Below are 22,172 nucleotides of genomic sequence, written 5' to 3'. Positions count from 1 at the left end.
CCTGCTAAGTGCCATGCGCACCGCCCGTGCCAGCTCCGCCGGCACGGCGCTTGATGCTGCGCCAGCAGAACCCGCCCCCAATTACGCCCGCCCGGTCCAGCGCGCCCAGTCGGCCCGCCCCCAGCTGCACATCAGCGGTTTCGATCCGCGCGCCGCCGGTGGCCGTCAGGCTCTGAAAATGACCTTGCGCGGCATGCCCGAAGGCTGCGCCCCCGGGCTGGTGCTGCAGCTGCAATCGGACCTGATACCCAACGGCGCATCACAGCAGTCCTTCGTGCGCGCCAGCGGCGGTGAATGGCGCCCCGTGTTCGCCGAGTTTTCCTCGCGCGGCAAGGAGCACGGCCAGTACCAGATCAGCATCGAGCTGACCAGCCGCCACGCCGGTCTGGCCACGCGCAAATGGGTCTGCACCTTCGTGATCCTGGTGCCACGGCCGGATGCCACGCTGACGGAAATCCACCGCATCTTCCTCAGCACCCACAAGAACGTGCGCGTGATGGCCGATGATGCCGCCATTGCCCGCGTCAGCGCGCCCGATGGCCACAGCGTCGATATCGACGTCACGGCACGCAATGCCGGCATCGCGCAGCTCGATCTGGGCGCCAGCGCCGGCAAGGTCGATCTGAGTTTCCCCACCATCGCTTGGGATGAGGACCTGATAGAAATCGATATGCCGCAAGGTCCGGCCGTGCACCCTCATCCTAGCCGCGCGGCCAGTCTGGTGAATGCTGCGCCGGAAGCGGGCACCCAGCGTCAGGTGCGCCTGTTTGCGCTGGACGAATGTGTGCTGGGACGTTTCGAACTGGTCGATCCGGAAGCCAATCTGCTGCTGACCCACTACACGCCTGACGGGCAGGATACCAATGGCCTGACGCGCCGCCTGTCCGGCCGCCATGCGGTGATCCGCCGCGCCGGTGCCGGTTTTGAAATTGAAGATGTGTCGCGCTACGGCATCCTGCTCGATGGCGTCTGGCCCGGCAAACACAAGCCCACCACGCTCAGGCTGGGCATGCGCATCGAACTCACGGCCAGCATCAAGGGCATCGTGGTGCTGACGGTTTCCGCCATCATGCCGCATGGCGTGATCCTGCACCGGCTGGACCACGGCGCCAGCGCCGAATGCTATTACCTGCTGATGCCGGAGACCCATCCCGGCTATCCGCTCAAAGCCTATCCGGCCACGCCGCAGGCTGCCGCACTGCCCATACTGCTGCACCGCGACGGCGGCTTCTGGCATCTGGATCAGGTGACGGGCAAGGAAACCGCGCTGGCACCCGCCACGCCGCTCGATAAGCTGAGCCGCATCGCCCGCCCCAGCCGCTTCGCCAGCGATCCGTATCCCGAACACTGGATCATCCGCACCCATGCCACCGATCTGTATGAAACGGTGGCAGCCGGTGCACTCTCCACGGCCTGAAGCAGCGCTGAGGCTTAGCGCGGCAGCCGCGCCGGTAGCGGGATGAATTCCGTTTCGCCCGGTACGGCATCGAAGCGCTGGGCTTCCCAGTCTGCACTGGCCTGCACGATGCGTTCCTTGCGCGACGAAACAAAATTCCACGACATATAGCGATGGCCATCCAGTGCTGCGCCGCCGATCAGCACAAAGCGCGCCTCGCTGTGCGCGCTGACCTTTAGCGCTGCCGCCGTATCGAGCAAGGCCATGGCATGCAGGGCCAGCGCCTGCCCGTCCACGCTGATCTCGCCGCTGATGGGATAGATTGCCGCTTCCGCCGGTAACTGTTCCAGCGCCAGTTCTGCGCCTTCCTGCAGCATCACATCCAGATACAGCGTGGGGCTATAGGTCTGCACGGGCGAAGTCAGGCCGAAGGCGGAACCTACCAGCACGCGCACGCAGACGCCAGCCGCCGTATATTCGGGAATCGCATCCGCAGGCGTGTGGCAGAAGCCGGGCGCACTTTCTTCATGCGCCACCGGCAGTGCCGCCCACAGCTGCAAGCCGTGCGTGCGGTGCGGCACGCCCACCAGATCGGCCGGTGTACGTTCCGAGTGAACGATGCCGCGTCCCGCCGTCATCCAGTTGATGGCGCCCGGTTCGATGCGCTGCACGCTGCCCACGCTGTCGCGGTGATCCATCGCCCCCTCGAACAGATAGGTTACCGTCGCCAGTCCGATATGCGGGTGCGGCCGCACGTCGTGGTTGGCATCGGCCGGCACATCGACGGGGCCGAAATGGTCGAAGAAAATGAAGGGGCCGACTGCCTGCTTGACGGCAGCAGGCAGATAGCGGCGCACCACGAAGCCGCCGCCGAGGTCTTTCTCGTGGCCTTTGATCAGGGTCGTGACAGTCATGGCCTTAACCCAGCAGGGTGCTGATTTCCGTGGTCACGGAGGCCATCAGCTTATGGACCGGGCATTTCTGCGCTGCGGCCAGCAGCTCGGCGCGCTGGTCGTCCGTCAGATCGCCGCCCAGATACAGCGTAACGGCCAGACGGTAGACGCCCTGACGCTCTTCGCTGGCGTCACGCGCGATGCTGACTTCGACGTTTTCCAGCGGGATGTTCTTGCGCTTGGCATACCACACCACGGTCAGCGCCTTGCAGGAGCTCAGGGCGGCATCATACAGATCGTGCGGCGAAGGGCCGGCATCGCTGCCGCCTTCGGCTTCCGAACCGTCGGTCGAGAAAATGTGATCGCGCACATGAACGATGTGGCGCATAGGCAGCGACTGGTCGCGCAATACTCGGATAGTCATACGGCGGTCCTTTATGGAGGAGACAAAGAACCGCTAATTTACACCGTTTGGCGTGAGCTCGCAGAGCGCGGCTCACGCTGCCGCATTACACGACTTTTTTGACGAATTCGGTTTTCAGACCCATCTGGCCGAAACCGTCGATTTTGCAGTCGATATCGTGGTCGCTATCGACCAGACGGATGTTCTTGACCTTGGTGCCGACTTTGACGGTGCCGCCACCGCCTTTGAGTTTCAGATCCTTGATCACGGTCACGGTGTCGCCATCCTGCAGGATATTACCGACTGCGTCACGGTACACACGGGCGGTTTCTTCAGCGGCTTCCGTCGCCGTAGCGCTCCACTCGTGGGCGCACTCCGGGCACACCAGCATGGCGCCATCTTCGTAGGTGTATTCGGAATGGCATTTAGGGCATGGTGGCAGTGCGCTCATGGTAGTAGTCCAGAAGTTTAAAGAGGCCGACAGTATACACCCCGCCGCCCGCTAGACCAATTTTCGCGCCACCCGGAAGCCCACGATATCGTTGGCCAGCACGGCAGAAAAGCCGTTACGCACGGCCGAACGCAGATAGCGCGGGTTGTACAGCCACGAGCCGCCGCGCAGCACGCGGCGCGCCCTGTCGCCGCCCTGCTCCCATGCGCTGCCATCGGCCGGTGCGCCTTCGTAGTTCTCGTGCACCACGTCCTGGGTCCATTCCCACACATTGCCATGCATGTCGAACAGGCCCCAGGGGTTGGGCTGGAAGGTGCCCAGCTTGTTGGTGCCCTGCAGGAAAGCGCCGCGCGGCCCGTTGTTATAGGTGTAGTTGCCGTCGTAGTTGGCCTGCTCGGTGCTGATGGTATCGCCCATCGAGAAAGCCGTGCGGGTACCGGCGCGGCAGGCATATTCCCATTCCGCCTCGCTGGGCAGACGGTAAGTCTGGCCCGTCTGTTCGGACAGCCATGCCACATATTTCTGCGCATCGACCCAGCTCACGCCTACCACGGGATGCTCGTCGTTCTGGGCAAAGCCGGGTGCGCGCCAGTCCGTATCGGACAGCGATTCCCAGCCCGTGGCCCGTGCAAACTGGCGCCACTGGCCTACCGTGACAGGGAAACGTCCCAGCGCAAACGAATACTCTATGCCGACCCAGTGCTGCGGCAACTCGCGATCGAGCCAGGCTTTCTGTGCGCCGGACTTGATGGCTGCTGCCCGTTCCACTTCATTGGAGCCCATCTGGAAGCGCCCCGTCGGGATCAGCACCAGATCCGGCCCCACGCCCGTGCCATCGAGGAAGCGGTCGCGCAGCACGCCGCTGGCGTCGGCCACGGGGCTGCCGGCCGTCGGGCGCAAGGCAGCCAGTTCGGCCGCATGGCGTTCGGCCTGCTGCTTGCGGTGGCGTTCCTGCTCGGCGCGATAGGCCGCTTCCGCTTTCAGCTGGGCGGCCTTGCGCTGCTGTTCGGCGCGTTCCGCGCGGGCCTGCTGCGCATCGGCTTCGCGCCGCGCCAGCAATTGCTCGCGCAAAGCCTGTTTGCGCGCCTGTGCCGCCGCTTCCGCTTCGGCACGCTGACGCGCTTCCATCACTTTGCGCTGCTGTTCCAGCCGGGCTTTCTCGGCCGCCGCAGCGCGTGCTTCGGCTTCGCGCTGCTGCGCCAGCTGGGCCGCCTGTGCACGGCGCTGCTCGGCTTCGGCGCGCTGCTGTTCCTGTTTGGCCGCCTGCGCCGCCTGTGCTGCTGCCAGTTCGGCCTGACGCTGCTGTTCGCGTTGCTCTGCCTCGCGCGCCTGTGCGGCCAGTTCTTCCTCGCTGGGACCAGCGGCCGCACGCAGCGCCTGCAGCAGCGCCGCAACCGATGCTGGCCGCTGCTCGGCCAGATAGGCAAAGCCCTGCTGCAGCACCTGCCACTGGGCCGGCTGCAGCGCCTGCGGCGGCGAAGGATGGAAGTCCGCCGTGCGCATGGTATCGAAAGGCATGCGCCCTTCCAGCAGCTGGTAGATCATCACCGCCACGGCATACACGTCCAGCGTGCGGGAAGGCTGACGCTGATGGGTGCCGGCTTCCGGTGCACGGTAGCCGGCCGTACCCGCATTCGGCGTCTGCAGACCGAGGCTGCTGCCGGCATTGCGCACGCGCGAAGCGATGCCGAAATCGAGCAGCTTCACGTCGCCATGGCTGGTCAGGTAGACGTTGCCCGGCTTGATGTCGCGGTGTACCAGCTTGTGCTTGTCCCACGCATAGTCCAGCGCCTCGGCCACCGGCAGCAGCAGGCGGTAGATGGCGTCCAGCGCCAGCTTGCCCTGTGCGGCCAGATAGGCATCCAGATCCTGCCCTTCCAGATACTCCATGATGATGAAATAGCTGGAGGTGGCGGGGTCCTGCGCCCATTCGTACACCCGCACGATGTTTTCATGCGCCAGCCGGCGCGCCTGGGTGGCTTCCTCGATGAGCAGCTTGGCATGGGTAGCGCTCTGGGTCAGCTGGGGTGGCAGGATTTTCAGCGCCACCATTTCGCTATGACCGAGTTCGGCATGCGTGGCCAGATCCGTGGCCTGCCACACCTGCCCCATGCCGCCCATGGCGATCAGGCGTTCCAGCCGGTAGCGGCGGTTCTGCGGACCGATTTCCTGCCCCGTCATGAAACCCAGTTCCGTGCCCTGCCTTACTGGCAGCGGCTGCGGCTGCGCCGTCACTGCGCCGGGCGGCGCATATTCGGCGTCGAGGATGGCGTTCTTGCGACGGTCGAACTCCTGCAGGCTGAGTAGCCCGTCGTCATGTAAGGCCCGCAGTTCGCGGATCCGGTCTCTTGCTGTCTGCATCATGTTTCGAAATATCAGCTTCCTATTCAGCCGCCAGGCTTGCTGGTTTCCTGCAAAGCTACGCCACAGGTGGCACAAAATTTATCGTCGCCATGGCCGGCGCGCAGCACATGGCCGTTGCTGCAACGGGCCTGCGGCGCGGCAGCGGCCACCGGTGCTGGCGGCTGGCCTGCGCCCACTACCTGCGCATGGGCGTGGATCTGGGCAGCGTCCATACCGGCCTGTATCTGCAAGCCCATCACCTGCGCCAGCGCCTGTACATTGGGGCCGGTGGCCGTGGCCAGTTTGGCCGTGTCGCTAATCCGGTGCATGGCATCCATGCGCGCCAGCTCGTGGCTCTGCTGCGCCAGCAGCACTTCGTAATCGCCCTTCCAGCGCGCATAGCGCTCTTCCCTGGCCTGATCCAGCTTGCGCAATTCCTGCTGCCACTGCAGCTCCTGCTCGCGCTGGCGCAGCAACTGGCGCTGTTCCTCGATGGCCAACTGGTCCTGCATCGCCTGTTTGGTACTGGCCTGCTGCTGGCGCGTATGCAGCTGGTCTGCTTCCAGCGTCCGCAACAGCTTTTCGTGCTGGGCCAGCGCCTCGGCTGCCGCACCTTCGCGCTGCAAGGCTTCGAGCCGCTGCCTTACTTGTGCCACTTCCACCGCATTGCCGGCATCCTTGACGGCGTCGGCACGCAATAGCTCGCGCTGGCGCGCCAGTGCCTGCTGGTCTTCCCATTCCTGCACCCGCTCGGCCTCGCGCCGCTGCGCCAGACTGGCCAGCGTCAGGCTTTGCAGCTGCTGCTGATGGGCTTCCGCCTCGATCGCCAGCTCGCGCTGCTTTTCGGCTTTTTCCTGTTCGCGCAGGGCCAACAGCTCCTGACGGCGCTGCGCTTCGTCTTCGATGCGCAGCGCATTCTCGATCTGGTTTTCGATAGCCTGCTGGCGCAGCTGGTGCGACAGGCGCTGCTGCGCCAGTTGCCGCTGCTCGGCTGCCGTCTGCTGCAGCACTTCCAGCTCGGTCTGCATACGGATGCGGGCCAGCTGGCGCACATGTTCCCAGTCTGCCGCTTCGCCATCGCGCTGTGCCTTGTTCTTGGCCAGTTCATGTTCCAGATCGGCCAGCACCGTACCCGCGCCTTTATCCAGCGCGACCTTGCGCGTCTTGGCATCCATGATGCGGCTGTACAGATCCACTTCGCGTGCGCGCAGCGCCTGCAGGCGTTCCGATTCCTTCAAGGTCAGCTCGGCCCGCTCGACGGCAGCATCCTGTTTCAGCTCGGCGCGGCGCAATTCCGTATGCTGCTTGCGCTCCTCGCGGGCGATGGCCTGCCATTCTTCGGCATCGTACAGCTGGTCGAGCTGGCGCGTGTGTTCAAGCTGGCCCTGACGTTCATCGGCCACCAGCCACAGGCTGCCCACCCGTTCGCGGTTATGGTCGTATTTATCATGCCGCAGCGCTACCGTCTCCACCCGTTCCACTGCCAGCCCGTAGCTGGCCAGCCGCAGCTTCAGGCCCGACTGCAGGCGCTCATCGAGCTGCTGGCGCAGATGGCCGTTGTCGGCCATATCGCGGATGGAACGGCTGGCGATAAATTCCGTCGCCAGCTGGCGCACGGACGGCTCCAGCAAATCCTGCAAGTGGCGCGTGGTGACGGTGCCGGGCGCCGTCATGAAGTGGCGTGCAAACGCCGGCACCTGTTCGATCGCCAGATTGATAGTAAAGCTGGCTGCCACCTTGAGCTGCTCGGCCGTACGCAGCTGTTCGAACTCGAAACTGACGGGCAGCGCCACGCTGCGCGTGATCAGGATTTCGGCATGCTGGTTGCGCAGCAGGTGGTTGAGGCGGGTGAAAAAGCCCTCGATCTCGTATTCGCCCTGCGGCACTTCGGTGGCCTTGTCGGCCTGCAGGATATAGGCGCGCGCCATGGCAGGCACGCGCAGTGTCTTGGTGAAGATGCCGGACAGGCTGGCGACGCCGAAATACACGGCCAGCTCGTCATCCGCCGGTATCCAGCGGTTATCGCGCAGCACAGGCTCATTGCGCGGCGCACCCAGCGTCAGGCCGCAGTGCTGGCAGTAGCCCGACTGGCCGTCGTTCTTCTGTTCGCAGCGCGGACACTTGACGCCACCAAAACCTAACTTGCGGAACATGTCAGACTCCCTCAACCATTCATCTCGCGGATTGCTCTGCCATCAGCCGATTCTAGCAGGGCAGCTCCATTCTTGCGCGCGTTTGCGCACGTTTTAAATCATGCCGATACGGCCAATACAGGCCAGACTGGCGCCACGCTGGCGCAGCTGGGCCTGATAGCCGGCCGGCAGCGTTGCTGCCCAGTCCGCCGGTAGCAGTACACGGTCGCCCGCGCCGGCTTGCCGGATTATCAATTCCAGCTTGGCCTGCTGGCCTTCCACCGCTTCCACCAGCCCCGCATGCCAGGCACTGGACTGGCCGCTGGCGATCAGCCGGCCACGCGGCAGGAATTCGCGCCCGCGCGCCATACGGTCGGCCATCACCAGCGCCAGCTCATACGATGCGCCCTGAAACTCGGGCTGGCCGAAGCGCACCAGCGTGCGCCAGCGCCCCAGCCCGTGGCCATCGAAATGGCGTGCCGCCGCCAGCGTCTGGCGCAAGCCCAGCAGGCGCGCCGGTTCCAGCTGGGGCGCGGCGATGCTGTCCTCTTCGCTGGCGCCGCCATCGGCCGCATCGAGCGGATACACGCTCACTTCCACCCATGCCAGACTGTCATGCAGGCCGCCACTGTAGAGCGGGAACCAGCTGCGTACGCTGGCCACACAATCCGCCTGATCGGCATGTCCGTGCAAAGCGCCCAGATGGCTGATGGCGAAGCAGCGCCCGTCCGGCGCGCGCGGCAGCGTGGCGACCGCTTCGGAATACACCAGCACGCCGTCGTCGGGCAACCGGGCCAGCGCAATAGCGTAGCGGTCGTTCTCGCCGGCAGCCCCAGCACCGGCCGCACCTGCGCTGCTGCGCTGTACCGGCACAGGCTGGGGCAATTCCGCCAGCCGCAACCGCCCCAGATGCCAGCCATCGGAAGCGCCAAAAGCAAATACCGCGGCCGGATTGGCCGGCTGATAGACGCCACGCACCATGCGGTCGGCCAGCACGGCGGCCAGTTCCCAGTCGCGCTCGAGCGCGCCGGGGGTATGGTCCATGCTCAGCACGACCTGATCGCGCGTATCGAGTACGGGTTCGGTCAGGCGCGCCATGCGCACCACCTGCTGCATGTGCTGGGCCAGCGCCGGCGCTGCCGCCACGCTGCATTTGACATCGGCACGGTTGGCGCGCGGACGGCGGCTGGCCGTGATGGTCAGTACCCGCCCGTCGGCCAGCACAGTGCGGCACAGCGCCGTAGCGGGCAGCGCGGAATGCAGCATGCTGCTCATGCGGCTTCCTCCACCGGCGGGTAGGGCTGGCGCCGTCCGGCCAGACCGGTTTCCAGATTGGCGCAGATACGCGCCGTTTCATCCAGCAGGGCTAGCCATTCGCTGCTGCGCGCCAGCTGCATACGGGCCAGCACCGCCCAGGCCTGATCCAGCGCCTGCACGGCCAGCAGAGTGTGGGCGATGCGGCGCTGCTGCTGCAGCACAGGCAGCGGCTGGTCGGGCGTGGCCCAGCCCAGCGAAGGCATGCTGGCTGCATTCAGGGTGGCCATGCCTAGCCTTAGCAGGACAGCCTGATGCGACTCGAAGCTGCTGACACCAGCGGGCAGTTCCAGCAGCCGCAAGGCGCTGCACAGTGCCGGCAGTTCGATAAACAGGCGGCGCAGGCCGGCCGCATCGTCCTGCGCCACATAGGCGACGGCTCCGGCCTGCGGCTGCGGCACGGGCGGGGCAATGATCAGCGGCACCGGCGCCGCCACCGGGGCCAGCGCACGGCTGCGCAGCATGGCCGCGTAGTCAGCCTGCGGCGCCAGATCGACCGGCACGCAGTCATCCACCGTCAGGCCGTAGCGGGTGTACATCAGCTGGTTCAGACCGGCGCGGAAGGCATGCCATTCTTCCACCGTGGTGCAGGGCGGCAGTTCCAGCGTACCGAGTGCAAGAGCGCTCTGCACCGCGCCTTGCAGGGCGCTGCGCAAAGCTGTGCCGCTCAGGGGTTGCGCCACTTCGCTCTGCAGGAACAGATCGAAACGCTGTTGCGAGACACGCGGATCGGCAGCATCCACCAGCACACGCAAGCGCAAGCCCCATTCCGGTGCTGCCGCAAACGGCTGCAGATCGAGCGTGTAGGGACCGGCATGGAAGCACCACGCACGTTCGCCCTGCCCCAGCACCACCTTGGCCGCTGCCACCCGCCGGGTCTGGCCGTCGGCGCTGCCCAGCACCAGCGTACAGCCGGCCGGCACCACGCTGCCCGCCTCGCACGGTTGCGCGATCATGCTGCTGCCCAGTCCCGACAGCTCGGTACCGGCAGCTTTGCGGCGCGAGAACAGGCCCATTAGCGCTGCCCTGCCGGTGTCACCACGAAGCTGGCGCCATGCTGCTGCAGGTAGGATGCCGGCGCCGCCGCATGGGGCCAGGCGGCTTCGCATTCGCCATCGTCATCGAGCGCGCCGTGCAGCATCAGCTGGCCGGCGCCATCGTGCACCTGCACGCGCCAGCCCTGCTGCACGGCCAGCGCAGCAAACGGCGCATCGGCGCACAGCGCCAGTATCACGCGCCAGCCCTGTTCCGATGGCACGAAGTCCAGCGTCCAGTAGCCATCCTGCGTGCGCAGGGTTTCCAGTACCGTTGCCGTGGCGGCGGCGCGCAGCAGGCCCTGGCTGCCGTTCCAGCCAGTGGCATGGCCAGGCTGGGCCGCGTGATGGCGCTGCAAAGCCAGCTGGCGGAAGCGCTTCAGGGTCAGCGGTGAAGCCTGCAGGGCCGTGCGCTCTGCCGGTGTCAGGGGACGGCTGCCGTCCAGTGCCTGCAGCAGCGTGGCATCGGCCAGCATCAGCCGGTCGCCGGGCACGGCGCGCGCCAGCAACAGCTGTTCCTGCAATCGGGCTTCCAGCCCGGTGGTGGTGGGTTTCACGGCATTCTCCTTCAGGCTGCACCGCTCGGGCGGGCAGCATACAGCTTATCGATGGCTTCATTGCGGCGCTTGCGCAGGGTGGGCATGGAGATCCCGTCCAGTGCGGCCAGCTGCTGCAAGGTGGGCAATTCGCCCGTGGCCGGGTCCAGCCAGACATCCGGATAACTGTCATCGGCCACACCCAGCAGTTTGTGATACACGGCCAGCCGTATCGGCAAGCTTTCCTGCGCCAGTATGCCCAGCATACGGCTGCCGGCGTGCTGTGCCAACCGCGCCAGTGACAAATAGCCGGGGGGCAGAGAAACAGCACTGGCGCGCTGCTGCTCCAGCATGCGGGTGGTTTCGTCCGGTTCGGCCCATGCCGCGTGCAGGTCTACCCTATCCGCCTCGGCGCCCGCTTCAGCTGCCTGCTCGCTGTCAGGCACCGCCGCGCCGTCAGCCTCGCTCTCGTACTCGCCCGCTTCGGCCATCAGCAGCTGATCAGGGCCGCTATCGCCGCCATCCTGCTCGTACTGCTCGGACGCGTGCAGCACGCGCCAGTAGTCTTCCAGCCATATCCCAGCTTCCCCGGCATCGCTGCGAAAGGTCTCGGCGCTATCCTGATTGGCCGACAGCTGCTCGTACTCGCCGATTTCGGCCAGCATGGCGGCTATCTTGTCGGGACTGTTTTTCAGGCTGGCAAAGCGCTTGGAGCGCGTGTGCAGCGGCCCGGCAGCGCCGCTGAACTGCTCCAGCGTAGCACTCCACGCAATCACCCAGTCTGCCTTGCAGCCAGCAATCGACTTCATCTGCCGCACTTCGATGGGTATGCCCTGCAGTTCGCGCCCCAGTATCGCCCCCACTTGCGCGCTGTGGGCCTGCCAGTCGGCGAACAGGGCGGCGATTTCACCGTAAGCCGTATCGAGCATGCGGTAGGTGTAGATGCGGTTGGGCGTGCAGCTGCGCCCCGTCGCCACCATATAGCCATCGGCGTCGATCCGGTCGCGCAGGCCCGCGTACAGGTCGTTGACCTTTTTGCGCAGCATGCCTTCGCCGGCCGGCTGCTGCCAGAATGCGCCGCTGCGCGCCAGTTCCGTCTCCAGCGTGGCGAGGAAGGCCTGCCAGAATGCGGGCTGCACCGGCAGTTCGTACAGCAGGCTAAGGGCCAGCTCGCCCACGCTGTCGCCGTAGCTGTTGCCAGCGGCAGCGGCGCGGGCCGTGTGGCGGCAGGCGTGCAGCAGTGCGCCCGTCTCATCGACGTAGCGATCGAGCAGGGCCGGGTCCTGCAGTTCATGGGGAGCAAGCGTGCGCAGCATCTGCACACTGGCTTGCCCCAGCAATTTCCGCACTTGTTCCCAGCCGGGTTCCTGATACCGCGTTCCTGGCAGGCGCATACTATCCTGTTGTGTAATTGATCAAAGTCCGCTTCAGGGCGAACGCCTCAAGATCATCCCACAGCAGGGCCGCATCCAATTGCGCAGTCACAGGGCTAATTCCGCTTCTGTTCGCTGTTCTGGTGCGCCGGTCCGGCCAGTGCCGCCAGCACGGTAGCCAGTACGGGTGCCGCATGTTCGCCACCCGTGGCCTCGGAATGGCTGACGAAAGCCGCCAGCGCCAGCCGGTGGCGCTGGCCCGGCAGGCTGCCCGCTTCCAGCCATCCCGTGAACCAGACGGTGGCGCTATCGGGCCCGCTAGGCGCCGTCCCCGTCTTGCCAAACAGGCCGGGGCGCAGCGCTGCCAGCGCACTGCTACGGAAGGCGCCCGCCCCCGTGCCGGTATCCACCACGCCCTTCATGCCGGCGCGTATGCGGTCCAGCCGTATGCCCAGCGCCGGCTGGGCCGGCGCTACACTGTTGCTGCTGTCCAGCGCCAGCAACAGGCGCGGCGTCACCACCGCGCCCTGCGCTATGGCGGCCGAGGCCAGCGCCATCTGCAGCGGCGTAACCTGCATGCGCAAGCCTATGCTCATCTGGCGCAGTTCGTGGCGGGTGTGGATGGGGTCGATGTGGGCCGGCGTGGCCTGCAAGGCATCCCAGCTACGCCAGTCGTAATCGGCCGGCAGCAGGCCGCCATCGAGACGCAGGCGCTGCTCGAAGCCCAGCTTGTGCGCTGCTGCCACGATGGGCCGTATGCTATCGAGCGCACCGGCATCGAGTGCCTGCAGGTCCGGCGCACCGCCTTCGGCACGGCCGAACAGCGAGCGGTCGCTCAGTTCTCCCGTCCACGCAAACCACGTGTTCAGGCTGTAGGTGAGCGCCTGTGCCAGCCCCAGTTTGCCATCCTGCGCGCGCCGTTCCAGACTCTGCTCGCGGTAGTTGGTGACGTGGGCCAGACGCGGGTTGAGCGGATAGCTGGCGGCATCGGTCTGGAAGCCGAAACCGCGCTGCTGCGCCAGCCGGTTCAGCGCGGGCAGCGGCAGGCCTGACAGCAGCGCATCGAGCTGGCTATCCTGCTGTGCCGCCAGTTCCAGCCCCAGCGCCGTGACCACTTTGAAGGTGGAACCGGGGCTCTGGTGGGCACCGCCATCGTGCTGCCATGCGGGCAGGCGCAGGGGACTGCGGGCCGGGCTGGTGCGGTCGAAATCGCGCACCTCCGCCCAGTTGGCCGCCGACACATCGCCCATACCGGCACCGGCGGCAGCAAGAATGTCACCGTTTTCCGCATCGAGGATCACCAGTCCGGCATGGCGGCCTTCCGGCACAGGCCCGCCGGCCAGGCACTGCGCGCCATCCCAGCGACCATGGCGCAGGCCTACACATTCAAGCACCTGCTGGCTCAGCGCCTGCAGGGGCAGGTCCAGCGTCAATCGGGCTTGCTGCGGCACGCCGGGCAGGCGCGCCAGCATGCCGGCCACGCTGCTGCCATGGTCACGGCCCAGCCCCAGCAACGGCGCCAGACCTGCCTGCGCCGCTTCGGCCGTGCTGGCGCCATCGCGCCACAAGGCGGTGCCGTGGCGGTCCAGCAGCTGCAGTGCCGCCGGCGATCCAGCCTGCGCACTGCCCGCCGCCATGCGATGCGACGCGGCGGGCAAGGCTTGCCAGCGCAGCTGGCCATGGTCTACCCATAGATGACGGTATCTCTCGTCTTCGGCCGCACGGAAAGCCAGCGGCGTTACCTGTAGCTGCACACTGCGCGCACCGGGCAATACGCTCAGCAGCACTTGCTGCACGTCGCTGGCGCTACGGCAAGCGCGCCCCGTGCAGGCCGGCAGGCTACGCGCAGTAGCGCCCTCCACCTGCACTACCTGCCCGATCAGCATCAGGCGCAGCTGCTCGCCGCCCAGCGCCGCTGCCGGCAGCGCCAGTTGCAAGCGCACGTTACGCGTCCCACCCTGCAGGCCGGGCGGCCAGTTAGCCAGCCGGTTCCAGCTTTGCCAGCCCTGCGGCAAGGCAGCAAACAAGCGGGTTGCGGCCACCGGCATCTGGGCCGTACTGGCCAGCGGCACGGCAATGCCGTCATTCCCGCCGGGCGGCGCCAGACTAGCCTGCCACTGCGGCGATGCGACCTGTTGCCGCATCCCGGCCGGCGCCGCCTTGCTGCTCATTGCCCCTGCCGCCAGCACGGCGCTTTGTGCTGATTCCGGCGCGCGCCATGCCAGCAGCCAGCGTTCGCTATTAAACAGCTCCACCTGCTGCCGCACGTAGGCGCCGTCGGCCTGATAGTACAGCCGCTTGAGCAGCTTGCGGCTGCCGGCATCATGAGCCACTGCCTGCCACACGCGGGCACCGTCCACCCGCTGATCGGGCGCCAGTAGCTGCCACTGCATCAGGTCCGGCGGCGCCAGTTCTATGCTGCCCTGCGCATTCAGGCGCAGCAGCCCTTGCGCCTGCAGGGCTGCGAACAGGCTGGCATCTTCCAGCGCGGCGGCCGGAGCGGCCGGCACCTGATACACGCCCGCCTGCAGGGCACTGCTCAATGGGCGGCCGCGGGCCGGAAAAGCCTGTACCAGCGCCGGCTGTGCGGCGGCATTCTCCGCTGCGCGCGCGCCAGCGCTGGCGCTGCGGTACAGCTGCACGGACAATTCACCGGCCTGCGGACAGGTGACATTGCTGCGCCGTTCAATGTGCAGGGCGGCCTCATTGCCCCACATCAGCCAGCCCTGCTGGCGCAAGCTCACGCTGGCAGTGCTGCCCTGTTCGATCTGGCCGAAGCTGGCATCGCTGAGCCAGCGCACATCCGCCCGTTGCGCCTGCCAGTTCAGCTGCAGGGTCGCGCCGGCAGGATCATTGAAATCGGCCCCTGCCCTGCCACTGATCTGCACCAGCGGCATACCCGCCGCCACGCCCTGCTCCGACACCAGCAGCACATTGCGCAGCGCCTGCGGCAAGGCAGCAGACTGGTTCTGCCCCACCAGCCGCTGCACATCTTCGAAACGGTAGCCTAAGCGCAGCGGCAGCAGGCGCGGGTCATCCGGCGCGCGCAGCTGGCTGCATAGATCGATACGCACAGGTGGCGCTGCCTGCATGCCGGTCAGCACCAGCAAGGCTGCCTCGGGATGCAGGCTGAGCGAAATGCCGGCCTGCTGCGGCACTTCGAAGCGCACACCGGGCAGCACGGCCTGAAATTCCTGCACGGCCCGCGCCGTACGGCTGGCCTGCGGCGTGAGCGCACTGGTCTGCACCAGATAGCGAGCATGACTGGCGATCAGCAAGCCGCCCAGCAGCAGCAAAGCACCCAGCCACAGCCAGTGCCACTGCGCTAGCCCATGCCTGCGCTGCCCTGCACCTGCCTGTACCGGGGCGACGTGCCCGCAGTGCGCAGCTGCGCCCTGTCTGCCCGCACGCAGATTGGCAGCGCGGCGACGCGCGCGCAAGCGTGCCTGCAGGGCTAGCAGTAGTGTGGAATACAGACGCGGCATGGTTTCCTCGCAGGGATGGTCGGGCAACGCAGCCAGCTAGCGGAGGGAGCATGAAAGCACCGCCCCGCAGCGACGTTTTATCGCGCCTATCTGCATTTCGCGCTACGCCGGCCGCGCTTCGTCGCAATCCGCTGGAGCGTCCAGGGCCGCTGCCATAAAGTGATCACATCGAACACCACTTAACACCAACGAAAGGAAGCAAAATGAACATCCTGAGAAACTTCGAAGCCGTGTTTGTCGTCGCTTTGGGTCTGGCCAGCGCTGCCAGCTATACCCTGGACAGCACGATGGACAATACCAACTACGCCACGCCAGCCATGGCCGCTGCCAGCAATATGCAAGTGGTGGTGGTCAGTGCCAAGCGCCTGAGCCCGGAACAGAAACAGGCCATGCAGGAAGGTGCCCGTCCTGCCACGCTGGCTACCCGCAGCAGTACTTCGAGCAAGATTTGAACGCCCTGTTTGCCACGCCTGCCGCGACGCTACCCTCCCGCCGCAGGCGTGCCGCCCGGTCCCGCTCCGTGCGCTAGGCCACATTACTCTGCATCAATTCTGCATCACTTGTAAGCGTTTGCATCAGGCCGCGCCAGCGCCCGCCGACCGCGCTATATTCCACTCCATGCCCCGCACCTCACATGGAGACCATCATGACTATGCGCCTTAGCCATCTGTGCAGCGCCACCCTGCTGGCACTCAGCACCCTGACGCTGGTTCCTGCCCATGCCCAGACCGAACTGAGCATCGTGGTCAGCAACGCGCCGCCACCATTACGCTATGAAAGCCTGCCGCCGCCGCGCCACGGCCATGTGTGGGCACCCGGCTACTGGCGCTGGAATGGCCACCGCTATGTCTGGCGCACCGGCCACTGGGAAGTGCTGCGCAACGGCTATCAATATCAGACGCCAGTCTGGCTGGAAGACCGTGGCGGCTGGCGCTTCGAACCGGGCGGCTGGGTCACGCTACCGCGCGCACCAGCTCCCTCGCGCTGGGAGCGCGACGACCGCCGTGAATACCACCACGGACGGGGCCGCGGCGACCGCGATCATGATGGCGTGCCGAACCGCTATGACCGCGACAGGGATGGCGACGGCGTACCAAACCGGTATGATCACCATCCTGACAACCCGCGACGTGATTAAACCGGATGAGTGATACGGCCGACCAGCAACTCCAGCAACTCGCCTACAAGACCGAACGTGCCGCCGCCGCAAGGCTGGCGGCACGCCAGCAGCTGGCGCCCGCACAGGCACTGAGACAGGTACTGACGCTGGCAGCCGGTCAGGCCGGTCTGGCCCAGCTGGTGGCCGACCGTCAGGCCCAGCAGCAACGCAGCGAATTGCGCGCACAGGCCCGCAATGCCGCGCTAGCCCAGCGCAGCGCGCAGCGGCAGGCAGCCTGCGCCACCAGTGCGCCGCATGACGCACAAGACAGCGTAGCGGACGTGCAAGTTTGGCAAGGCTGGTTCGACGGCTCGGCCGTACCGAATCCGGGCCGCATGGGCATAGGCGCCCTGCTGTGCGGGCCGCAGGGACAGACCATCCGCATCAGCCAGCCGGCCGGCTATGGCAATAGCAGCGAAGCGGAATATCTGGCGCTGACGGCGCTGCTGCAGGCCGCCGTGCAGGCGGGCGTGACCCAGCTATCCATCCGTGGCGACAGTCAGGTGGTGGTCAACGATGTGAATCTGACGCCGCAAGCCATCGCGGCGGGGCAAGGCGCTGCCGTGCTGACAGGGCACCGGCAGGAAGTTTGCGCGCTGATGGCGCAAATAGGCAAAGTGGAACTGCGCTGGCTGCCGCGGCATCGCAATGCCGCAGCCGACCAGCTGGCACAGCAGGCGCTGAAGCTTAGGCCGCCAGCGCCGTAGATTCCAGCAGCCCCATGTCGGCGCTGGTCATCATCTTGTCGATATCGACCAGGATCAGCATGCGCTCATCCACCGTGCCGAGGCCGATGATGTGGTCGGTTTTCATGTTCACGCCGATGTCCGGTGCCGGTTTGATCTGTTCCGGCAGCAGCGTGGTCACGTCGGACACGCGGTCCACCACCATGCCCACTACGCGGTGGCCGATATTCAGGATGATCACAACGGTGAACTGGTCGTAGGTAGGCGTGCCCAGATTGAGCTTGATGCGCATATCGACGATGGGCACGATCAGACCACGCAGATTGACCACCCCTTTGACGAAGTCCTGCGCATTGGCGATGCGGGTCGGTACTTCGTAGCTGCGGATTTCGCTGACTTTCTGGATGTCGATGCCATATTCTTCCTGCCCCAGCGTGAACGCCAGATATTCGGCGGCAGGAGTAGCGGCGTGCAGTTCGGTGACGTTGGACATTTGCTTTACCTCAGGAAAGAATTGACTGTGCGTAATATTACCGCAAGCCAATAAATAAATCAGCAGGTAAAGCAAAAAAATATGCCCAACAGCAATAAAAACCGCAATTTGACGAATTTCTGACGCAAATTCCTCAGTTTTATAGCGGCTTGGCTGGCAGCTTCACTGGCGCGCCATGACCTTCGGCAGGCAGCACGCGGGTCAGAGGTAGCGGTTGAGGACGCAGCGGAGCGGACCGCACATTGGCCGGCAGGGCGTCGTTTTCGGCCGCAGCACGGGCCGCTGCAGCGGGCGCGGCACTGGGCAGCGGCGCCGCCGTACGATTGACAGCCCGCCCATCGTCCGGACGCGGCATATAGCGCGGGGCCAGCGTCGGCGTATCATCGAGCGCCCATGCCATGGACGTGCCCAGGGTGTACAGCACCACAGCCAGCGTTACATTGATGTGCATAGGATTCGCCAATAATTGTCAGTTATGAAAGCATTTTGCACAATCATCTGCAGCTTTGCAAGTGCGATGTAACATTCTTGCAAAAACAAGTATCTGCACAAGCATTGCATCAGCCTGTATGATCGCCAACATCTGACCGCCCTGCAACCGGAGACCCATGAATAGTTTGCTCGACAGCTGGCATCCGCGGCTGCTACAGCTGGCCGCCGCTAGTGCCGGCAGCGACGGCGCCCACGACAGCAACCACCTGCACCGCGTCTGGCGCAATGCCTGCCAGCTGCTGGAAGACTATCCCGAAGCCGATGCGCTGGTGGTGATGGCGGCCTGCTATCTGCATGATCTGGTCAACCTGCCCAAGAACCATCCCGAGCGCCATCTGGCTTCACGCCAGGCTGCCCTGCTGGCCTGCCGCCAGCTGGCCACACTGGACTTCCCGCCCGAACGGCTGGCCGCCGTGGGCCATGCCATCGAAAGCCATAGTTATTCCGCTGCCATCGCGGCCGAAACCATCGAAGCGAAAATCGTCCAGGATGCCGACCGCCTCGATGCGCTGGGCGCTGTCGGCCTGGCGCGGCTGTTCTACACGGCCGGCCGTATGGGCACAGGGCTGGCCCATGCCGACGACCCCATGGCCTTGCACCGCGAACTTGATGAAAAGGCCTATGCCATCGACCACATTGACACCAAGCTGGCGACCATCCCCGGCAAAATGCAGACGCAGGCTGGCCGACAACTGGCCAACAGCCGTTTGCTGGCACTGACCAATTTCCGCGATGACTTTATTGCCGAATGGGCCAGCAGCCCCGCCACGCCCTGACACCCGAGCACACCTATGTCCAGTCCCCCGACCACACCCCAGACCCGCCGCATCGGCGCCACCGCACCGGCCAGCCTGAACTTCATCCTGATCAGCGTGTTCATCGACATGCTGGGCATAGGCCTGATCGTGCCCGTGCTGCCCATGCTGGTGGGCGAGTTCACCGGCAGCCGGGAAAATCAGGCGCACTGGTTCGCCATCCTCAGCGCCGTGTTCGGCCTGATGCAGTTCCTCTGCATGCCCATGCTGGGCGCCATCAGCGACCGCATCGGCCGCCGCCCCGTGCTGCTGTATTCCATGGCCGGCATGTGCGTGAACTTCCTCACCACGGCGTGGGCGCCGAATCTGGCCTGTCTGTTCATCGGCCGGGTGGTGGGCGGCATGTCCTCGGCCAGCATGTCGGTCGCCTCGGCCTATGCCTCCGACATTTCGACGCCGGACAACCGCGCCAAGAGCTTCGGCAAAGTGGGCGCGGCCTTCGGGCTGGGCTTCATCTGCGGCCCCATGCTGGGCGGCCTGCTGGGCAGCGTCGATCTGCACCTGCCGTTCTACGTGGCCGGTGCCCTGTCGGCGCTGAACTTCGTCTATGGCTATTTCGTCGTGCCGGAATCGCTGCCGGCCGAACGCCGCGCGCCTTTCAGTCTGGCCCGCATCAATCCGCTGGCGGCGCTGCTGCGGCTGGCGCGGCGCACGGATATCCGCGGTCTGGTAATTACCTTCACCCTCACCACCTGCGCCCAGATGATGCTGCAGACCACCTGGGTGCTGTACACCCATTTCCGTTTCGACTGGACCCCGGGCCAGAATGGCGCTGCGCTGTTCTGCGTCGGCCTGACGGCCGCCGTGGTGCAGGCCGGTCTGCTCGGTGTGCTGATCCGGCGTTTCGGTGAAGTGCGGCTGGCGTTGCTGGGCATGACGTCAGGCGCGATTACCTTCCTGCTGTACGGCCTGGCCACACAAGGCTGGATGATGTACGTGCTCATCCTGTGCAACATCCTCTCCTTCGCCGTCGGCCCGGCCCTGCAGGCACTCACCTCCAAGGCCACGCCGCCGGCTGAACAGGGCGAGCTGATGGGCTCCATGCAGTCCATCAGCAGCCTGGGCATCATCTTCATGCCCCTGATCGGCGCCGAGATACTGGGCCGCGTCAGCCACCTGCCGTCGAGCGACTGGCGCATGGGCGCCAGCTTCTACTTCTGCGCCCTGCTGCAGCTGCTAGCCATTCTGGTGGTGCGCTACTACTTCAAGACGCACCGCCACGACTAGGCCGGCGCCTATTCGACCACCGGCAGTTCGATGGCGCTGGCACTGGCGCCGCCGTGGTAGACCCGCATACTGGCTTTCTGGTAGTCGGCCGGCTTGGCGTAGAAGATGTTGGGCACATAGGTCTGCGGGTTGCGCTCGTACAGGGGGAACCAGCTGGACTGGATCTGCACCATCACGCGGTGACCGGGCAGGAATACGTGGTTGGCATTCGGCAGCGCAAAGCGGTACTGCTCGATGGCGTTGGCCACGATGGGCGCCGGCTGCTCCAGACTGTGGCGGTAGCGGCCACGGAAAATATCCATGGCCACACCCAGCTGGTAGCCACCCAGCTCCGGCTGCGACGGTACTTCGTCCGGATACACATCGATCAGCTTGACCGCCCAGTCGGCATCCGTGCCCGTGGTGGCCGCATGCAGCTGCACCTGCGCGGCGCCGGCGATGCGTAGCGGCGCTGTCAGTGGCGCCGTCACATAGGTCAGCACATCGGGCCGGTCGGAATAGCCGCGCTGGTCCGATACCAGCCAGGGGCGCCACACCGCCGCATCGTTCATGCGCACGGGACGGGGCACGAACGGTACCGGCTTGGCCGGATCGCTGACATATTCGTCATACGCAGCTTCGCCCGCCGGTGCGCTGAACCCCAGCTTATTCCCATCCTGCAGATACAGCGGACGCAACGGTGCAGCGCAGCCCTGTTCACAGGCCAGTGGCCAGCGCTGCAAACGCTGCCAGCGGTTGCTGCCGCTCTGGTAGAACAGCACGGGCGGCGTATCGGCCACGGGCGCGCCATCTTTCAGGTACTGGTCGAGGAAAGGCTGCATCACGTCGCGGCGGAATTCCAGCGCCGTGTCGCCGCTGAACTTGAACACGCCCAGACCGGAGCCATCGTAATTCACGCCGCTATGGCGCCACGGGCCCACCACCAGAAAGTTGCGGCGGTTGTCGGTGTCTTTGGCTTCCAGCGCCGCGTACACGGCATAGGCGCCGTAGATGTCTTCCTGATCCCAGTAGCCCACCACCGTCATGGTCGGCACCTTCAGCGGGCGCTGTGCCAGTAGCTTATCCACGGCCTGCTGCTGCCAGTAGCTGTCGTAGGCCGGATGTTCGAATAGCTTGCGGGTGAAATTGAGTTTATCGAGGCCGAACTGGCGCGCATAGTCGGCCGTCGAACCGGCCCGCAGTACGCCGTCGTAATCGTCGTACACACCGGTGGGCAGAGGCAGGCCACTGCCGTGGGCCGTGGTCTGGTGGGCGATGTAGGAGATATTCGTCATGCGGAACACGCCGTTGTGGAACCAGTCGTCGCCACGCCAGCCATCCACCATGGGGCTCATCGGTACCGCCACTTTGAGCGCAGGGTGAGGATCGATCAGCGCCATCAGCACCGTATAGCCTTCGTAGGAGGAACCTATCATGCCCACTTTGCCATTGCTTTCCGGGACATTCTTCACCAGCCAGTCTATGGTGTCCCACGCGTCGGTGGCATGATCGCTGCGGCTGTTGTTGAGCGGACCGCGTAGCGGCCGCGTCATCACGTAATCGCCTTCGGAACCGTATTTGCCGCGCACATCCTGATACACGCGGATGTAGCCGGCGCCCAGCAGCACTTCATCGCCCTGCCCGCCCGTGGCCAGCACGCTAGGGCTGTCATTGCGGCGCGCACGGCCACTGGCACTATAGGGCGTGCGGCTCAGCACCATGGGCGCCCGCTGCGCCGCGTTCGGAATCAGCAGCACCGTATGCAGACGCACGCCGTCGCGCATGGGGATCATCACTTCGCGCCGCACATAGTCTGCTGCCGGCATGCGCATCTCGAAGCTGGCGGGTACATCGGGCGCCATCGGCGCTGTCTGGGCATGGGCGACCGGCGCCAGCACGGAACTGGCAGCGATCAGGGCGACATTCAGGGCGGCAGATACGGCGACAGCAGGTAAAGGCAT

The 22,172-nt window shown here is 65.6% G+C and carries 19 protein-coding genes; 6 read left to right on the top strand and 13 right to left on the bottom strand.

All coding sequences use genetic code 11. From position 1 onward, the window contains the following. Nucleotides 1-13: 13 nt before the first annotated feature. Nucleotides 14-1,417 (top strand): FHA domain-containing protein, encoded by a 1,404-nt coding sequence (locus tag GTP23_RS07675; RefSeq protein WP_371866849.1) that lies wholly within the window; start codon nt 14-16, stop codon nt 1,415-1,417. A gap of 14 nt (nt 1,418-1,431) precedes the next feature. Here GTP23_RS07675 and GTP23_RS07670 read toward each other — a convergent pair whose 3' ends face one another. From GTP23_RS07670 to GTP23_RS07625, 10 genes are all read right to left on the bottom strand, one after another. Further along, complete coding sequence (locus GTP23_RS07670) at nt 1,432-2,310, bottom strand: pirin family protein (RefSeq protein ID WP_161034525.1); 879 nt, start codon at nt 2,308-2,310, stop codon at nt 1,432-1,434. A gap of 4 nt (nt 2,311-2,314) precedes the next feature. Continuing rightward, on the bottom strand, nt 2,315-2,713 hold the full coding sequence (locus GTP23_RS07665) for an OsmC family protein (protein WP_155433874.1): 399 nt from the start codon (nt 2,711-2,713) through the stop codon (nt 2,315-2,317). A gap of 85 nt (nt 2,714-2,798) precedes the next feature. Continuing rightward, nucleotides 2,799-3,143, bottom strand: a complete 345-nt coding sequence (locus GTP23_RS07660; RefSeq protein WP_155433873.1) for a zinc ribbon domain-containing protein YjdM — start codon at nt 3,141-3,143, stop codon at nt 2,799-2,801. Nucleotides 3,144-3,194: 51 nt separating this feature from the next. Further along, nucleotides 3,195-5,507: an SUMF1/EgtB/PvdO family nonheme iron enzyme gene (locus tag GTP23_RS07655; protein ID WP_161034524.1), complete on the bottom strand. Its 2,313-nt coding sequence runs from the start codon at nt 5,505-5,507 to the stop codon at nt 3,195-3,197. A gap of 23 nt (nt 5,508-5,530) precedes the next feature. Then, nucleotides 5,531-7,639, bottom strand: a complete 2,109-nt coding sequence (locus GTP23_RS07650; RefSeq protein ID WP_161034523.1) for a coiled-coil domain-containing protein — start codon at nt 7,637-7,639, stop codon at nt 5,531-5,533. A gap of 93 nt (nt 7,640-7,732) precedes the next feature. Then, nucleotides 7,733-8,893, bottom strand: a complete 1,161-nt coding sequence (locus GTP23_RS07645) for a hypothetical protein (RefSeq protein ID WP_161034522.1) — start codon at nt 8,891-8,893, stop codon at nt 7,733-7,735. Next, on the bottom strand, nt 8,890-9,948 hold the full coding sequence (locus GTP23_RS07640; RefSeq protein WP_161034521.1) for a hypothetical protein: 1,059 nt from the start codon (nt 9,946-9,948) through the stop codon (nt 8,890-8,892). The genes GTP23_RS07645 and GTP23_RS07640 overlap by 4 nt, the downstream gene beginning before the upstream one ends. Continuing rightward, on the bottom strand, nt 9,948-10,523 hold the full coding sequence (locus GTP23_RS07635) for a hypothetical protein (RefSeq protein ID WP_371866848.1): 576 nt from the start codon (nt 10,521-10,523) through the stop codon (nt 9,948-9,950). The genes GTP23_RS07640 and GTP23_RS07635 overlap by 1 nt, the downstream gene beginning before the upstream one ends. A gap of 11 nt (nt 10,524-10,534) precedes the next feature. Further along, entirely contained in the window at nt 10,535-11,896 is a 1,362-nt protein-coding gene (locus GTP23_RS07630) for a hypothetical protein (protein ID WP_161034520.1), read from the bottom strand. Between the two features lie 95 nt (nt 11,897-11,991). Continuing rightward, on the bottom strand, nt 11,992-15,360 hold the full coding sequence (locus GTP23_RS07625) for a penicillin-binding transpeptidase domain-containing protein (RefSeq protein WP_161034519.1): 3,369 nt from the start codon (nt 15,358-15,360) through the stop codon (nt 11,992-11,994). A gap of 203 nt (nt 15,361-15,563) precedes the next feature. Between GTP23_RS07625 and GTP23_RS07620 the strand changes: the two genes are divergently transcribed. From GTP23_RS07620 to GTP23_RS07610, 3 genes are all read left to right on the top strand, one after another. Next, nucleotides 15,564-15,812, top strand: coding sequence for a hypothetical protein (locus tag GTP23_RS07620; protein WP_161034518.1), 249 nt, complete (start codon nt 15,564-15,566; stop codon nt 15,810-15,812). 194 nt (nt 15,813-16,006) lie between these two features. After that, nucleotides 16,007-16,498, top strand: a complete 492-nt coding sequence (locus GTP23_RS07615) for a YXWGXW repeat-containing protein (protein ID WP_161034517.1) — start codon at nt 16,007-16,009, stop codon at nt 16,496-16,498. Nucleotides 16,499-16,503: 5 nt separating this feature from the next. Then, complete coding sequence (locus GTP23_RS07610) at nt 16,504-17,226, top strand: reverse transcriptase-like protein (protein WP_161034516.1); 723 nt, start codon at nt 16,504-16,506, stop codon at nt 17,224-17,226. On the opposite strand, the gene GTP23_RS07605 is transcribed toward GTP23_RS07610, so the two are convergent. Next, a complete protein-coding gene (locus GTP23_RS07605) occupies nt 17,207-17,698 on the bottom strand; it encodes a chemotaxis protein CheW (protein WP_161034515.1) in 492 nt (163 codons plus the stop codon). The two genes, GTP23_RS07610 and GTP23_RS07605, sit on opposite strands and share 20 nt — an antisense overlap. 139 nt (nt 17,699-17,837) lie before the next feature. Further along, nucleotides 17,838-18,149 carry a hypothetical protein gene (locus GTP23_RS07600; protein ID WP_161034514.1) on the bottom strand — a complete coding sequence of 104 codons (312 nt, stop codon included), beginning with the start codon at nt 18,147-18,149 and terminating at the stop codon, nt 17,838-17,840. A 157-nt stretch (nt 18,150-18,306) separates the two neighbouring features. Between GTP23_RS07600 and GTP23_RS07595 the strand changes: the two genes are divergently transcribed. Continuing rightward, a complete protein-coding gene (locus GTP23_RS07595) occupies nt 18,307-18,966 on the top strand; it encodes an HD domain-containing protein (protein WP_161034513.1) in 660 nt (219 codons plus the stop codon). Between the two features lie 15 nt (nt 18,967-18,981). Further along, a complete protein-coding gene (locus GTP23_RS07590) occupies nt 18,982-20,232 on the top strand; it encodes a TCR/Tet family MFS transporter (protein WP_161034512.1) in 1,251 nt (416 codons plus the stop codon). A gap of 8 nt (nt 20,233-20,240) precedes the next feature. Here GTP23_RS07590 and GTP23_RS07585 read toward each other — a convergent pair whose 3' ends face one another. Continuing rightward, a complete protein-coding gene (locus GTP23_RS07585; protein WP_161034511.1) occupies nt 20,241-22,172 on the bottom strand; it encodes a CocE/NonD family hydrolase in 1,932 nt (643 codons plus the stop codon).

The sequence above is a fragment of the Duganella fentianensis genome, from assembly GCF_009857835.1.
GTDB classification, from domain to species: domain Bacteria; phylum Pseudomonadota; class Gammaproteobacteria; order Burkholderiales; family Burkholderiaceae_D; genus Rugamonas; species Rugamonas fentianensis.
This window is presented reverse-complemented; position numbering and strand designations above follow the sequence as displayed.